The sequence below is a fragment of the Pseudomonas sp. MDV22-iso1 genome, assembly GCF_058145095.1.
Genome location: NZ_JBYVMF010000039.1, coordinates 25,355 through 40,845, shown reverse-complemented (window position 1 = coordinate 40,845; position 15,491 = coordinate 25,355). Strand labels below are relative to the sequence as shown.

The window sequence follows — 15,491 nt, the reverse complement described above, 5'->3', positions numbered from 1 at the left end:
AGTTGAGCGGTGACCTGAAAGTCCCTGAAGACCAGGTCAAGTCGCTCCTGCTGGTCCAGAAAGGCCAGGTGTTTTCGCGCAAGCTAATGAGCACTACATCCGAACTGATCACACGTCGCCTGGGTAACGAGGGTTACACCTTCGCCAACGTCAACGGCGTACCGGTGCCTCACGACGATGACAACACCGTCGACATCACCTTCGCGGTCGATCCGGGCAAGCGTGCTTACGTGAATCGCATCAACTTTCGCGGCAACACCAAGACTGTAGACGAAGTGTTGCGTCGTGAAATGCGTCAAATGGAAGGGGGCTGGGCCTCGACCTACCTGATCGACCAGTCCAAGACCCGTCTTGAGCGTTTGGGCTTCTTCAAGGAAGTCAACGTCGAAACGCCGGCAGTGCCAGGTGTCGATGATCAGCTTGATGTGAACTACAGCGTTGAAGAACAGGCTTCCGGTTCGATTTCCGCCAGCGTTGGTTTCGCTCAGAGCGCCGGTTTGATCCTCAGTGGTTCGATCACCCAGAACAACTTCCTGGGTACCGGTAACAAGGTCAGCATCGGTTTGACCCGCAGTAAATACCAGAGCCGTTATAACTTCGGTTATGTCGACCCGTACTGGACCGCTGATGGCGTGAGCCTGGGTCACAACATTTTCTACAGCGCGACCGATTACAGCGATTACTATAAAAACAGCGCTACCTACTACGCCATTGACAGTTATGGCGCCGGAACGACGCTCGGCTACCCGATCAGTGAAACCTCTCGCTTGAGTTTCGGCCTGTCAATGCAACACGACAGTATCAAGCCGGCCACCTATAGCGCCGATGAGATCTACGACTTTATTCAGCGCGAAGGTAAAGAATTCAACAATTTCAAAGCCAGCCTCGGTTGGTCGGAATCGACGTTGAACAGAGGCCTGCTGGCCACCCGCGGCCACTCGCAGAACCTGAACATGATGGTGACGGTGCCTGGCAGCGACTTGAGCTTCTACAAAATCGATTACACCGGGCAGACCTTCCTCCCGATCAGAAGCTCCACTTCGCTGCGTTTCCATACCAGACTCGGATATGGCAATGGCTATGGCTCAACCGACAGCCTGCCCTTCTATGAAAACTACACCGCCGGCGGCGAAGGTTCAGTGCGCGGGTTTAAAAGCGGTACCCTCGGACCGCGCAATACCCCGGCCACCGGCACTTATGCCAGCGCCGGCCAAGCGTACTACTCCGACCGGGATACCGAAGCACTGGGTGGTAACATCTTGATCACCGCTGGGGTGGAGTACCTGTTCCCGATGCCCTTCATCAAAGACACCAGATCCTTGCGCACCTCTTTGTTCTGGGACGTCGGCAATGTCTTCTCGGACAAGTGCAACCTGAGCACCTCCCAGGGCTGCGACGGTATTGATCTCAGCAAAATGGCCAGCTCAGTGGGGGTCGGCCTCACTTGGTACAGCCCGCTGGGGCCCTTGAGCTTTAACCTGGCGCTGCCGGTTCGAACGCCTGAGGATGCCGACAAGCAAGTGTTCCAGTTCTCCCTGGGACAGACGTTCTGAGCCGCGGATATGGCCATGAGCAAAGCCAATATTCACACAGTGGGAGGTACTGTTTTCCCTAAGGTCTTCCCAAGCCCTCTGCCCTGAGAGACTAGATACAGCCCGGCCCCTCTCCCTCACTTGATCCTGAAATGAAAGGTATTGCGCACCGACGGCACGGCAACGGCCACACCGTCGACGATGCGCGGCTGATAACGGAAGGTTTGCGCGGCCGCCAGCGAGGGACGAATGAACAAGGGGTGGCAGCCGTCCAGCACCTTGGGATTTTCGATCTGGCCCTTCGGGTTGACGGTGTATTCGACGGAACAGTCGCCCTCGATATTTTTGTCCAGCGCCCGTGCCGGATACTCCGGCGCTTCCTTGCTCAGTGGTAGGTACTGACGGCTATCCGCAGCGGCTTGTTGCCGGGCGCGCTCGGCGTTCAGCCGGGACTGCTCCGCTTGTTGCGCTTGCTGTTGCGCCTGGCGCTGCTGTTCTGCGGCTTGCTCGCGCACTCGAGAGGCCTGTTGCTGACGTTGCTGCTCGGCCAGTTGTTCGCGCTGGCGCTCTTCGACACGCTTGCGCGCCAAGGCTGCCTGCTCGAGCTTGCGCGCCTGGATCTGCGGGTCGATCTGCGGCTTGGCCGGTTCAACCGGCACACTCGGCGTCACGGCGGCTGGGGCCGCGACCACAGGTTCGGCCACTGGCATGGGTGCGGGTTCTGGCGCAGGCGGCTGCACCGTCGGCGCCACCATCACCAACTGTGTGGTCATGACGTTCGGTGGTTTTACTGCTGGCACTTCGGGGGACCAGTTGTTGATCAACAACAGCACCACGACGCCATGTAGCGCCACCGCCAGCCCCGCCGCAAAGCTGTGCTGCCAGAGGTCGCTGCGCTTCATCGATGTCCACCCCCCGGTCGCCAGCGGTGTAGTGTCGTGCAGGATCATCGTGGTCATTGCGGGGCCTCGGTCACCAGCCCTAGGTTGCTCACGCCGCCCTGTTGCAACGCCGCCATGGCCGCCACGACACTGCCGTAACCGGCGTCCTGGTCCGCTCGGATATACACCTGCGTGTCCTGTCGCTGGGCGATGATCTGCTCGACCTTGGCGCGCAGTTCATCGAGGCCCACGGCGCTGTCGGTCTGGTGTTGGGTGTCGAGTTCACCGCCGAGGTTCCAGTAATAGCCGCCCTCGGCTTTCACCGACAGCGTGAGGATCTGCTGGCGCGTGTCGTTGGCCAAGGCCTCACTGGCGACCTTGGGCAATTCGATTTTCACGCCTTGGGTCAGCATCGGCGCGGTCACCATGAAGATCACCAACAGCACCAGCATCACGTCGATGTAAGGCACCACGTTCATCTCGGCCTTCGGCCCATGTTTGCGTTGCGGCCTGACTAGCATCTCGTCTCTCCTTGAAGTCCGTTCAGGCCGCAGCGGCCAGGTTCAACGGCGCACCGTGCAACGTGCGGTGCAGGCGCACTTGCAGTTCGTTGCCGAAGGCGTAGTAGCGCGTGAGCAGGGTCTGGCTGCGCGCCGCGAAGCGGTTGTAGGCGATCACTGCAGGGATCGCCGCGAACAGACCAATCGCCGTGGCGATCAACGCTTCTGCGATGCCGGGCGCGACGGTAGAGAGCGTCGCCTGCTGCACTTGCGACAGGCCGATAAACGAATTCATGATCCCCCACACCGTGCCGAACAGGCCGATGTAAGGGCTCACCGAGCCAACCGTGGCGAGAAACTGCAGACCTTTTTCCAGGCGCACTTCCTCCTCGCTGATGGCGACGTACAGCGCTCGCTCGACGCCCTCTTGCACCACGTCGGGGTGGTGACCGGCTTGCTGTTTCAAGTGACAAAACTCTTGAAAACCGGCGCGAAAAATGGGCTCGATACCGGCGTCCACGTCCTTGACCTGTGCCGTTTCGCGCAGCAATGGCAGCAACTCAGATGCACTGCGAAAACGCTGCATGAAGCTGTTCAACCTGCGCTCGCGGCGGTGCAGCACACGGCTGCGCTGGATGATCAGGTACCAGCTGAGCAACGAGGCCAGCAACAGCGTGAGCATCACAGCTTTGACCAACAGGCTGGCATCGCTGATCAGCCCCCAGATCGTCATGTGTTCGAGCGTGGCCTGCATGGTGAAACTCCTTGTGAGGTGCCGCGCGAACGTTGATGCGCAACGGTCGCGAGGCTATTCGATGGAAAATTGATGACCGAATGATGACGGTCAGGATCAGGGCAGCTTCAGCGCCTGGACGACCTCGGCCCAGGGCACGAATTTGAAGTTCTGGGCTTGCTCGGGCATGCGTTTGCGGCCGTCCTGCACCACCAGCATGCCGTGACTCCAAGGGCCGCCGAGGTTGACCGAGGTCACCTCCAGGCCATCGGTTTCCGACGCGCCGTCGATGCCAGCCGCCGCGTTCAAACCGACCCGGAACGCGCCGTGACTGGCGTACGGTGGCTCGGCGTCGAGCACCAGGTAGCTGTCGTTGCCCTGACTCGACACCACCAGATAATCCCGCCCCGCGCTTTGATACAGCGCCAGACCTTCGACATCCGCCTGCAACTGCGCGCCGACCTTGATCACGCTGGTCAGCGTCGCCGGCTGATCGGCGCGCGCGTCCACGGCCCAGACCCCGACATCCTCCTCACCGAGAAACAGTCGTTGGCGCTGATCATCGGCGACACAGCCTTCCGGCTGGCTGTCGACCTTGAACTGGCGCACCAACTCACCCTGGGCCCGGCCATTCGCTGCACTGAGGTGGTACTGCAGGAAGGTGCCGTCCTTGTCGTTGGCGATCGCGTAGATCTCGCCGCTGGCCGGTTGAAACAGGCAGATGCCGTAGATGTCTTTGAGCGGCGTGGCCACTTCGCCGATGTCGCGCAGCTCGCCACTGCTGCGGTCGATGGCGAACAGGCTGAGGCTGTTGTGATCGCGGTGACTGGCCACCGCCTGGTCCACGGTCTGCTCGCCGAGCTTGAAGTGGGGTCGAACATCGACGTTGTTCAAGCGCCCGACCGGCAACTCCTGAAGCAGTTTTCCCTGCAGGTCATACGCCAACAGGCCCTGCTTTTTATTGGTGCCCAGCACCCGGCTGAGGGACGGTTGTTGCGGGTGAATCCAGATCGCCGGATCGTCCGCCGCATCTCCCTGACGGGCCACCGGATCGGTCTGAACACGCGCGGCCACGCTCGGCAACACCGGCGCCAGCGGAACCGGTTGGGCTTGCCAGTCGATCTGGCCCTGGTACACACGCCCGTCGGCATCGTCACGGACCAACACCTGCACACCTTTGTCGGTGTTACGCAGGGCCAGGCTTTCCGGTTCCTTCAGGCCGGTCAACGGCAAGGTGGCCTGGGCCGTCCAGCGCTCGCCCTGTTGCTGATACAGGTGCAGTTGCGCCGCTTTCGGATCGAGCCCGACGACGCCACCGGGGACCAACGCCAGCGCACCGGCGGTACCCTTGATGTCGCCGAAGGGGTCACGCATCGCTACGGGCGTGCGGGTCACATCGGCTTCCGCGTGTGCCGGGTACGCCCACCAACCGACGTTTTCTTCGTTGACCACCAGTTGATGCGCAGCGTCGTCGACCTGACAAAATTGCGCCGACGGCGGCAGCGGCACACTGCGGACCTTTTGCGCCTGGGCGTTCAGAACGTTGCCGTTACCCAGCAGCCATTGCTCACCCTTGCCCTCCTCGCCCACCAGAAAGACAAACAGGTTGCTGGCGTCGTCGCGGTACAGGCACAGGCCATTCACCCCGAAGTCCCGGGTCGGCAAATACAACGGCGTGCCCCACGTGCGCTTGGCCGAATCGAGGCCGACCACCAGCGCTTGCTGGCGGCTGGTGTCGAGGCTGGCAACGAACACCTGCTGCGCGGTGGCACGGCTGTCGAGGCTGCTGAATGCACCGTTCATGCGTGCCAGTTCGACGCCTTTGGCGTCCAGCAACAGCAAGCCATCACGGGGGCTGACCGCCAGGCGTTGATCGGCGGACAGGAACGCCAGTTCCTCGACCTTGAGGTTCGGCGCCCACGGCGTGAGCGTCAGGCCAGGCGTCGCCGCCAGGGTCGGGCCAGCGGCCAGGCTGATCATCGCCGCCAGCAGCCAGTGTGTGTGTCGCAAAGAAATAGTCATGAACAGGCAAAATCCTTGTTGTGCATCCGTCACGACGGCAGCACCAGGCTACCGTCCCGGCACTTAGAAGTGGGTGAAAGTCAGGCCGAGCTTGTAGGTCGGGCCGTACTCTTCGTATTGGCCGTTGTAGGAACGGTTGCCGGTGTAGACGAAGTACGACTCGTCGGTGAGGTTTTGCGCCTCGAAGCTCACTTGCAGGTTTTTCGTCAGCGAGTAGCGCGCACTGAAATCAACGAAGGTCTGGGCATCGACGTGCAGGTCGTGGGCCTTGTCGTTGATCGGGGCCAGCTCATAGAGGTAGTCCGATTTGTAGTTGGCCGACAGGCGCAGGCTGAGTTTGTCGTCTTCCCAACCGAGCATCAGGTTGCCGACCGTGTCCGACTGGTTCGGCAAATCGATGCTGCGCTTGAGGTTCGTGCCACTGGCCGCGTCGAAGCCTTCGATCTCGGCATCGGAACGACTGAAGGTAGCGTTAGCCCCGACCAGCAAGCCATTCCACGGCGCCGGCAGCCAGTCGAACTGCTGCGAGTAGGCCAGCTCCAGCCCGTAGAGTTTTGCGCTGTCACCGTTGGCAAAGGTGTGGGCTTCGGCGAAGTCCACCCAGGCGCCGGTGCCGGCCAGGTCGGTGTTGTAGACGAAGTTCTTAATGTCCTTGTAGAACACGAACGCCGAGACCGTGCCGGCACGTCCCATGAAGTGCTCGATACCGAGGTCGAGGTTGCTCGACTCCAGCGGATTAAGATCAGGATTGCCAAAGGTCGCCTCGTCGCCGTCGATGACAAAGCCCGGCGCCAATTGACCGAAAGTCGGGCGCACCACGGTCTTGGTCCAGGCCGCACGCACCTGGGTGTTCTTGTCCAGTTGGTAACGCGCATGCAAGCCCGGCAACCAGTGGTGATATTTACGCTTGGTGTCGGTGGCTTCGAACTCGCCATCGCTGACGCCGGTGCCTTTGGCATCGAACTCGGTGCCCTCGTAGCGCAAGCCGGCAATGAACCGCCAATCGTCGATGTCGAAGGTGTTCATCAGGTAACCGGCGTTGATGTCCTCGCTCATCTTGAAGTCGTTGACCGTCGATTCCACGGGGTCGTAGAAGTCGTCCCGGTTCAGCCCGCCGATCAACTGCTTGATCGCACCGCCGCTGATGCCGGGCCCGAACTGGCCGAGACGGTAATCCACCGAGCCTTTGCGGAACCGGCTGAGGTTGAGCTGTTCATCGTTGAACCCCAGGTCGTCGAAGTCTTCGTAGACCCAGGCGTCGAGGTCGTTGTCCTTGTTGCGCCGGCTGACCTTGCCGCCGAACTTGACCTGCGAGGCGTACCCGTTGAGGTCGTAATCCCGGGCCAGGTCCAGGCGCAGGTTTTTCTCGGTGTCGGTGGTGTTCTGTTTTTCCCAGTCGACTTTATCGAGGGTGAAATTGTTCGGGTCGTAGAACCCCTGACCAATGATCGGCCGTGGCTTGTCGTTGCTATAAAAACCGCTGTCGGTGAAATCGTCATTGGCATCGAACGCGGCGTTGGCGATGTGGCCGGGGCTGTCTTCACTGGAGCGGCTGTAACCGGCCTGACCGCCGAGGGTCCAGAGGCCGAACAGGCGTTCACCGCCCAACACGTAGGACTGAATTTCCTGGGTCTCTTCGCGCTGCTTGAGCTTGCGTTTGCCTTCGGCATCGCCCAGCTCGCCAGCCGCCTGCGGGTCGGCGAACGCGATGCTGGTGGAGTTGCGGGTCTCGCTGTCCTTGTAACGGCTGTACAAGGTGCGCAGGTAATAGCTGCTCAGGTCATCGGGCTTGTAGTCGAAGTTCAGGCCGCCGCCGGTGCGTTCCCGGCTGATGTCGTAGTCGCGCTGCTCGAATTCTTCCAGGCGCGCACCGCGCTGAAAATCCCAGGCGCCGCCGGTTTCGACGTTGTCCGAACCGAAGTCACGCTTCTGCCAGCTCAGGGCCGCCGCCACGCCAAAGTTATCGATGCCGTCGCCCAAGCTGAAACGGTCGCTCGCCGCGCCGGAAAATTTCGGGCTGGTCTGGTGGGTGTTCTTGTCGTAACTGGCCTCGCTACTGCCGGTGTAGAACAGACCCGGATGATCGAAAGCCGACAGGCTGCGCACATCCACCGTGCCGCCCAAAGAGTTGGCATCCATATCCGGCGTCAAGGTCTTGATCACCGACAGCGATTGCACCAGCTCCGACGGCAATACATCGAGGGCCACGGCGCGGCGTTCGCTTTCCGGCGACGGCACCAGCGTACCGTTGATAGTCACGCTGTTCAGGTCCGGGCCCAAGCCCCGCACGCTGACAAACCGCCCCTCGCCCTGATCACGTTCGACACTGACACCCGGCAGGCGCTGCACCGCTTCGGCGACGTTCTCGTCCGGCAACTGCGCCATGCCATCGGCATGCACCACGCTTTCGATGTTGTCAGAGCGGCGCTGCTCCTTGAGCGCCGAATTGATGCTCGCCGCCTGACCGACCACTTCGACATGCTCGACATTGGCCGTGGCGTCTGCGGCGCTCAACCGTTCGCTGACCAATGCCATGGTCAACGCCGTGAGCGTGAAACTGAAGATCCCGACGGTGCCGCGGCGCGGATGACTGCTGCGCTGGTCCATGAATGTCCTCCCCCAAAGAGTCCCTTAACGCCAGGCAAGTGGCCCGGCAACTGGGAGGGCAAGCTAGGCACGGGGCGTGACGGTTCTGTGACAGCACCGGGCAGCAAGCCCTTTAAACCGCCTGTTTGCCGGGCATTGGGGGTGGGAATGAGCTGAATTGACCTGCTGGCAATAACGGTGAGTCGGTCAGGCTCGCTGTCGGATGTGCGGACACCCGCGTCGGAACGCCGTTCGAAGCAAGGGAGCGCTCATGGGAACGCACGGCGCGGCGCGGAAAAACCAATTCACGGTGAGCTGATTCGACCTCCCCCCTCCCTTCGCGCCTCGTCACCCGACTGTCACAAACATCTGCTGTGCTGGCGCGCATCGCTTCCTCATCCAAGGACCGCTGTCATGTTCTCAGTGCTCAAGCCCCACCGTTGGAAACTCACCGCCCTGCTGCTGGCGGCCAACCTCGGGTTGCTGCTGCACCTGGCCTGCGGCGATCTGAAAACCGTCAGTGAGTGGGTCTGGCTGGACATCATCGGCGAAGGCGGCTCGGCGCTGCTGGCACTGGTCTGGCTGGGGCTGGTGCTCAAAAGCCGCCCCGCCGGACGGGTCACCAACTACCTGGCGCTGGGGCTCAGTTGCATCTTTTTCTCCTGGTGGATCGACAGCCTTGACGAGTTCATCCGCCTACCCGACAGCATCACCTGGGATCACTGGCTGGAGTCCGGGCCGATGCCGGTGGGCATGATTCTGTTGACCATCGGCATCTATCACTGGCATCGCGAACAACTGGCGATCAGCGCACAAATGGAGAAACGCGAGCGGCTGTTTCGCGAACACCGACTGTTCGACAAACTCACGCCGCTGGGCAGTGCCGACTACCTCAAACGGCAACTGGCCGACAGCCTCGCCGACAGCATCAGCCAACAACAACCGCTGTCGCTGCTGGTACTGGACCTGGACAACTTCGCCTCCATCAATCAGCACTTCGGCCATGCCGAAGGCGACGCCGTACTGCAGGCCCTGAGTCATTTGCTGCTGCTCAACCTACGCCGTCATGACCTGCTCTGCCGTCTGGCCGGCGACCGTTTTGTGGTGCTGCTGCCCAACACCGGCGAGCGTCAGGCGCAACTCCTGGCGCAAGAGCTGCAACACGCCGTGCACAGCCTGGCGCACAAGACCCGCCACCATGGTGAACGCCTGCAACTGGCGGCCAGTACGGCGGTGGTGATGGCCCTCGACGAGACGCCTGAAACCCTGCTCAAACGCCTCAACCTGGCACTGGCTCGGGCCAAGCAACCGCTCGCCAAAAGCGCCTGAGGCCCGGCGATGACCGTCAAAACCACCTGGTACGAAGCCGACAGCCGATTCATCCCCGGGCATTACCAACCCGCCACCCTGATCGATCTCGCGTTGTCCCGAGACATCGACAGCCATCGCCTGCTACGCGGCACTGGGCTGTTTCACGAAGACATTCTGGCGGGCCAGACTCGCCTCAGCCCGCAGCAGTTTCTGCAACTGATCGGCAACAGCCGACGCCTGCTGGACGCCGACGACAGCAGTTTCCTGTTCGGCCAACGGTTATTGCCCGGACACTACGGCGCCGTCAGCCACGCCTTGCGCCACGCACAAAACCTGCACCAGGCCCTCGATACGCTGGTGCAGCAACAGGCATTGCTCAGCCCGTTGGCCACACCGCGCTTGCTGCTGGATGAACAGTTCGCCTACGTCTATTGGCTGGACAGTTGCGGCGCGGGCGAGCAATGGCGATTCCTGCTGGAAGCGAGCATGACCTCGCTGGTGGCCATGAGTCAGTGGCTCAGCGGCCGCCGCCTGCCGTGGGTGTGCAGCCTCAGCCACGCCGAACCGCGATACGTCGAACAGTATTGGGTGCACCTGGGCGAGGACACCCAGTTCAAACGTCCACTGGACCTGATGCGCATCCCAAGGGAATACCTCGCCCAACCCTGGCCCAACGCCTCAGCCACCGCCGGCCAGGTCGCTCGCCTGGAAGCCGTGGGGCAAATCGACCAGCTTGGGTTTGCGGAGAGCTTCACCGACTGCCTCTACACCTACCTGCTGGAACAGGTGCGCCAACCCCCGAGCCTGGAACAAGCCGCCCAAGCCTTCGCCATGAGCCCCGCCACCCTCAAACGCAAACTGCAAAAACACGACACCGGGTTTCAACAGCAAGTGGATCGGGTGCGCAAACAGGTGGCGCTGTATCTGTATCAAGTCAAAGGGCTTAGCAATGAGGAAGTGGCGGACTATTTGAGCTTCAGCGATGCAGCCAACTTTCGTCGCTCGTTTAAACGCTGGACGGGCAGTACGCCGAATTTGATTCGGCAGTTGTTTAGTATGGGGTGAGTCGCGAGTCTGTGGCGCCGACACGTCAGGTCTCAACGCTAATGTCAGTCAGTTAAGGATTTTGTAGGAGCGAGCTTGCTCGCGAAGAATTCAGGGCAACCACGTTTGTTCAGAATGAATGCGTTTCCTTGGCGTTTTTTTCGCGAGCAAGCTCGCTCCTACAGGAATCACTTTCGCTTGACTGACCGGCATTAGGTCTCAACCCAGTGTTTTTTCAAAATAGATGCGATCGAATCCATCTTCCGAATGCCGGCTGACTTCGATGTAACCAAGTCGAGGGTAAATCGACAGGTTTTCGGTCATCTTTGCGTTGGTGTAGAGATGGACACTGGTGAGGCCCAGGCGCACTGCCTGCGCCTCGCAGAATTGGATGAGTGATTTGCCGATCCCCTGCCCCCGGCCTGAGGCTGAAACGGCGACGTTTTCGTGGAACATGTGTTGGTCGACCGCGAAGAAAGCGATGAAGCCTTGGAGTTCGTTGTTTTCGGTGGTGGCGACGTAGACGTGGCCTGCGGCGATTTGAGAGGCAAAGTCTGCGAGCATTGGGGCAGGTTTGCGGCCGATGACGCCGATGTAGGGGGCGTAGGCTTGCTCGGCGCAGGTGCGGACTGCGGGTTCGTCTGTTGCGACGGCTTGGCGGATTTTGGTTGGTTCACTCATGGCGATTCCTGGGGATGATCTGTGGGGCGTTGATTGGAAAACTATAAGGCCTTTAGGGCCTTCGCCGGCGTAAGGACCTGGGTGCTTGTGACTGCAAATTTTTTGCCCGAGGTGCTCAGGGATATGGGCGGGCGCACCTGAAGTTAGCGGCGGACCGCAATAGGCCAATTGCGGCCTGTCAGGTGTGCGAAAGACGAGTCAATGTAGTCGGCCAGCGCGCGTCGATACAGCTCACCAATTTCTCTAGTCTAAAGGAGACAAGACGAGCTGATTGTTCCCTCTTAGCGAATTCATCAATCCAGTTTAAATCCGCGCTTGCCCTTTAGGTGCCGCCAACTATAATCTCGACATCAGCTCATGCTTCCTGCAAAACAACTTTCATTGCTATTGTAAAGAAAGGATGTAAATAATTTAAAGTTTAACAGTGAACCTTACTTCCTATATTGTCGGAATTATGCTTTGGAGCTTAAATGAATCAGTACGGCACTCTAAAGGAAGCGCTTCCATTAAGCGAAGCGATTTTATCGGAAATTGAGTTAAGCCAGGCACCGTTAACGTCAATCGCTTTGAAGGCTAGTAGGCTCGCTAGGCTTGTGGGAGACTTCGACCAGCAACAAATCATGATGTATGAAGCAAGTGGTTATCCAAAGACGCCAAAGGGAATTGAATCGAGCGTTTGGCAGCTTGCAGCATTGGCAGGCAGAACTTATAAGCAGATCAAGGACGACAAAGAAAAAGAATATTGCAAATGCGATTCTCTGGAGCAAATAGAACTCGAAATGGTAACAGCCAAAGAGAATATTCTTGCGGCGGCTGATGTTAGTACGTCTATTTCATCTGCCAACCCAAATCAATATGTTTCTAACCCGATAGGCAACGCTCGAGAAAGGACAGTTTTGCGGGAAATCGTCAGTGATAGATCCAAGTGGCTAGCTGCTCGTAGAGCATACATTCACTCCTACGTTAGCTCTGTATACTTTGAACTTAAGTTCTCTTCCATACCAAGCGATATATTCGAAAGAACAAGATCTAAAGTTGACAAAAAAATCGGTGAATTGATCCCAGGGGCGATCAAGAAATTCTCTGCAGTTTACGAAAATTTGGTTTCAGAAAATGATGAGGACTGGGCGAATGCCGTACATAGCTGCCGCCGAATACTTCAAGAAACAGCTGACGGCGTATATCCGCCTAGAGCGGATAAGGAAGTAGGAATAGGCGGAAAGCAAAAAACCGTTAAACTTGGCCCAGATAATTATATTAATAGACTAATTGCTTATATTGAAGAGAATTCCGACTCGGATCGCTTTAATGAAATAGTCGGCTCCCACATGCGATATTTAGGCGAAAGACTAGACTCGATTTTTCAGGCCGCCCAAAAAGGATCTCACCACGTGATCTCGTCACAGGACGAGGCCGATCGTTACGTTATTTATACATATTTGGTTATAGGCGATATTCTTCTACTAAAAAATGAAGTTGAGAAGGGGATAATGATTGACCCTATCTGATTACTGACTCATCCCCGCTATCCTTTCAACGACTGACTGTTTCTGGCCGATTACTGCCTGTACTGTCACGAGAGACAGCAGTCGACAGATTCTGTTGAAAAAGTCGACCATAGTTTCCGCAGCAGAAAAGCAGATTGAATTCTTCACTTTCGACAGAGGACTCTACTCAAATTTCACGTAGCAGTGTGCAAAAAAAGGCGTTTTAACCAGCCAATGACCAAACAGTTTGGGCAAACCGAATTTTTCAATAGAAAACGACGCATAGCGGACCTTCAGTAGGTCTAGAGCCACGGCCCCCCGAGTAAACTAAAGCGAATAAAACATTCGATTAATTTCTTCCCCGGCCAAATATCGACCGGTTATCGCCATTTTGTATTAAATTTAAGGTACCTCAGGGCTTAAGAAAGCTCATTTTGTCACTTGTTTCGGTTGGTGATTTTGAGGACCTCTACGAGCTTATCTAGCACCTTCGGTTCGAATCCATCGGTTGTTATTTTAGAAAAGGCGCTTTCGGTTGCAATATTCCAATTCTCAAAGATATCAATTAACTCTTTGCGGTCTACTGAGTTTCCGTATATCTCCAAGTAGAGTTTCCCAAAATTAATGGCGTGCGCTCGATCGGCTCTTTTAATCGCTTCATGCATGTATGCGTTGCTCACAGTAAATGCGTGCTTTGCCCACAACCCCAAAACCCCTAGAACCACTAGGCCTTTGAACGAAACGAAAAGTAGACTTTGCCATGCAAGGTTAGATAGTTTTTCACCATAGACATATCCATATAAAGAAATCCCGATGGTTCCAGCAATCGCTAGTGCTAGTACAACCGAACCGTGAATGCTCCAGTGCATAGCTTTTTTTCGGTAGTGCGCCTCTCTTGCTTCCAGAACATTTACCGCTGCTGCAACATATTCTGGGACTTTCAATTCAATCCGCTGTTGAACCTGCTTGCTAGTGGTACGCTCAAACTCTTTTATTCGTTTAGCAAGCTCAAGCTCGCGATTTTTTATTTCATCTTCCTGTTTTGCAATGTGGTTTTGTAGGTCTATTAGACGATTTTTTGCTTCGCTGGACATTGATTCGAAGTGCTCGCGTTTAATGCGTGCTTCATCATCAAAGCCGCGAAGCATGTCTTCTTTGTCACGAATGGCTGCTTCGATATCACTTAATAATCTTCGCTTTTCATCCAGCAGTGATTGTGAGGAATCAGTAGTGCTTTGCTTAAGTTGCAATATCAGCTTTTCTTGACTTTGAATATATTCGGACCACTGCTTTCTCCGATCATTTGGAAGTGCCGATGCGATAGAAAGTCGCGATTTCTTAGAGCTAGCTGAATCTACAAGCTTCCCGATGAGCTCGTCAGAGGCATTCGATAATAGCTTAGATAGTTGTTTAGGCTGGATTATCTCTATCAGATTAGCAATAGCTGACTCGCTAGCGTCGAGCAAGACTTGCTGCAGCGTGCTTATATTTATTATTGCAAAAAGCCTGCCTAAAGACTGATGATCTAGACCTTGCAAAACCGCATCAAGTGTTTCCTGCGAGCTTGAGCTCATCAAGCTTACGAGATCTTGTTCTGTTGCTTGATTTACTATACTAGGTATTTCCCGCTTAGACGCTGTCCTTATTTCCAAGCTTAAGTCAGTCACTTGATAACCTTATTAAAATCAATATTAACCGCCTGCAAATTAGAAACTAGTCCAAGCGAAACAGTACGTTGAGACTACGTTCCCTGAGCTAGAAGGTCAATATTGAACTGCCATCATCCCTGCGCGAACTCGAGAGCTGAAACAAGAAATTGTCGAACCCGGCCTCCGAGCATTGGAATCTTAGAAGAAAACGGCAGGAAATTGACCGTCGCCTTTTGGCCGTTAGCCACCTTTCCCGAAGGGCAGCTTTGGGCTATCCACTACCATTCTTATGGCACTGTATTTCACTATCAAGGTCCGGGAAAATGCAATTTCGGGCACCTACGAAGATGGCCGGATCCGCATGGGTCAACGAGTCGGCGCGCAATAGGCCCCGATAGTATTGAGCTGCTTTTCTGAGCTTGACTACGTAATGTGAAATGCTGGCTGGCGCGTCTCGCGGCACGGTCGGTGTTGATCACGAAGGCTTTTCCACCCGGTCCTTCGTATGGGATTGGTTGTCAGGTGCCACTGGCGGGGGTGAATCCAGCTACATCGAGCTTCCCCCCTAGCCTTTCAACGCTGCGACGGTATCGAAAAACACAAAAAAAACGGGCACCTTAAAGGTGCCCGTTTTTATTTACTCCGACGCCTGCGCCCGTAACCGTTTACCGATCACTTCCAGCAAATCACAACCATCACGCAGCGGAATGGCCAGCAGTTTTGAAAAGTCCGCCAGCACGACAGTGTCGCAACCAATCTCGGCGCGGAAGGCGATGTTTTCCAGCACCTGCGTGACCGTGCGGATGCGGTAATCGGCCATGGCTTGGAGGACGTCGAGTGGGGCTTGGGTGTCGATGAGCAGTGCGGCCGGGATCTCGTCGAGTCCGGAAAGAGGGGTGTATCTGTCCATAGGTAAAACTCCGATCAAGCAAAAGTTGACTGCCCCCAATCGTCGCCAAACGAATGGGTGACAGCTGTACGCAGGTTGGCGAACCGGGATCGGAATACCGGCAGACCCGAAGGTCTCCCGCGCACAGCTGCCATAAAAGACAGCTTTTGCGAGCG

Annotated in this window: 12 protein-coding genes and 1 pseudogene; 5 read left to right on the top strand and 8 right to left on the bottom strand. The window is 57.0% G+C overall.

What is annotated here, in order from left to right:
* A partial coding sequence (bamA, locus tag AC3ZVB_RS27650) for an outer membrane protein assembly factor BamA (protein ID WP_490148322.1) occupies positions 1-1,553 on the top strand: 1,553 nt, incomplete at its 5' end.
* Positions 1,554-1,669: 116 nt separating this feature from the next.
* Here bamA and AC3ZVB_RS27645 read toward each other — a convergent pair.
* From AC3ZVB_RS27645 to AC3ZVB_RS27625, 5 genes are all read right to left on the bottom strand, one after another.
* The gene (locus AC3ZVB_RS27645) at positions 1,670-2,491 is read right to left on the bottom strand and encodes an energy transducer TonB (RefSeq protein ID WP_490148321.1); all 822 of its coding nucleotides are present in this window, start codon (positions 2,489-2,491) and stop codon (positions 1,670-1,672) included.
* Positions 2,488-2,934 (bottom strand): protein TolR, encoded by a 447-nt coding sequence (gene tolR / locus AC3ZVB_RS27640; RefSeq protein WP_194693607.1) that lies wholly within the window; start codon positions 2,932-2,934, stop codon positions 2,488-2,490. The genes AC3ZVB_RS27645 and tolR overlap by 4 nt, the downstream gene beginning before the upstream one ends.
* Before the next feature lie 22 nt (positions 2,935-2,956).
* Positions 2,957-3,667 carry a protein TolQ gene (tolQ, locus tag AC3ZVB_RS27635; protein ID WP_490148320.1) on the bottom strand — a complete coding sequence of 237 codons (711 nt, stop codon included), beginning with the start codon at positions 3,665-3,667 and terminating at the stop codon, positions 2,957-2,959.
* A gap of 96 nt (positions 3,668-3,763) precedes the next feature.
* The gene (locus tag AC3ZVB_RS27630; RefSeq protein WP_490148325.1) at positions 3,764-5,626 is read right to left on the bottom strand and encodes a phytase; all 1,863 of its coding nucleotides are present in this window, start codon (positions 5,624-5,626) and stop codon (positions 3,764-3,766) included.
* Positions 5,627-5,731: 105 nt separating this feature from the next.
* Complete coding sequence (locus AC3ZVB_RS27625; protein ID WP_490148319.1) at positions 5,732-8,275, bottom strand: TonB-dependent receptor; 2,544 nt, start codon at positions 8,273-8,275, stop codon at positions 5,732-5,734.
* Between the two features lie 393 nt (positions 8,276-8,668).
* Between AC3ZVB_RS27625 and AC3ZVB_RS27620 the strand changes: the two genes are divergently transcribed.
* Together AC3ZVB_RS27620 and AC3ZVB_RS27615 are read left to right on the top strand one after the other, a co-directional pair.
* Complete coding sequence (locus AC3ZVB_RS27620; protein WP_490148318.1) at positions 8,669-9,583, top strand: GGDEF domain-containing protein; 915 nt, start codon at positions 8,669-8,671, stop codon at positions 9,581-9,583.
* 9 nt (positions 9,584-9,592) lie between these two features.
* Positions 9,593-10,630 carry an AraC family transcriptional regulator ligand-binding domain-containing protein gene (locus AC3ZVB_RS27615; RefSeq protein ID WP_490148317.1) on the top strand — a complete coding sequence of 346 codons (1,038 nt, stop codon included), beginning with the start codon at positions 9,593-9,595 and terminating at the stop codon, positions 10,628-10,630.
* A 198-nt stretch (positions 10,631-10,828) separates the two neighbouring features.
* On the opposite strand, the gene AC3ZVB_RS27610 is transcribed toward AC3ZVB_RS27615, so the two are convergent.
* Positions 10,829-11,290 (bottom strand): GNAT family N-acetyltransferase, encoded by a 462-nt coding sequence (locus AC3ZVB_RS27610; protein ID WP_490148316.1) that lies wholly within the window; start codon positions 11,288-11,290, stop codon positions 10,829-10,831.
* A gap of 470 nt (positions 11,291-11,760) precedes the next feature.
* Here AC3ZVB_RS27610 and AC3ZVB_RS27605 point away from each other — a divergent pair, with 470 nt between their 5' ends.
* Positions 11,761-12,798, top strand: coding sequence for an AbiTii domain-containing protein (locus tag AC3ZVB_RS27605; RefSeq protein ID WP_490148315.1), 1,038 nt, complete (start codon positions 11,761-11,763; stop codon positions 12,796-12,798).
* A gap of 416 nt (positions 12,799-13,214) precedes the next feature.
* On the opposite strand, the gene AC3ZVB_RS27600 is transcribed toward AC3ZVB_RS27605, so the two are convergent.
* Positions 13,215-14,444, bottom strand: coding sequence for a hypothetical protein (locus AC3ZVB_RS27600; protein ID WP_490148314.1), 1,230 nt, complete (start codon positions 14,442-14,444; stop codon positions 13,215-13,217).
* Between the two features lie 255 nt (positions 14,445-14,699).
* Here AC3ZVB_RS27600 and AC3ZVB_RS27595 point away from each other — a divergent pair.
* Positions 14,700-14,995: pseudogene (locus AC3ZVB_RS27595) on the top strand (avidin-fold protein).
* Between the two features lie 68 nt (positions 14,996-15,063).
* On the opposite strand, the gene AC3ZVB_RS27590 reads toward AC3ZVB_RS27595, so the two are convergent.
* The gene (locus AC3ZVB_RS27590; protein ID WP_490148313.1) at positions 15,064-15,336 is read right to left on the bottom strand and encodes a hypothetical protein; all 273 of its coding nucleotides are present in this window, start codon (positions 15,334-15,336) and stop codon (positions 15,064-15,066) included.
* Between the last annotated feature and the right edge of the window lie 155 nt (positions 15,337-15,491).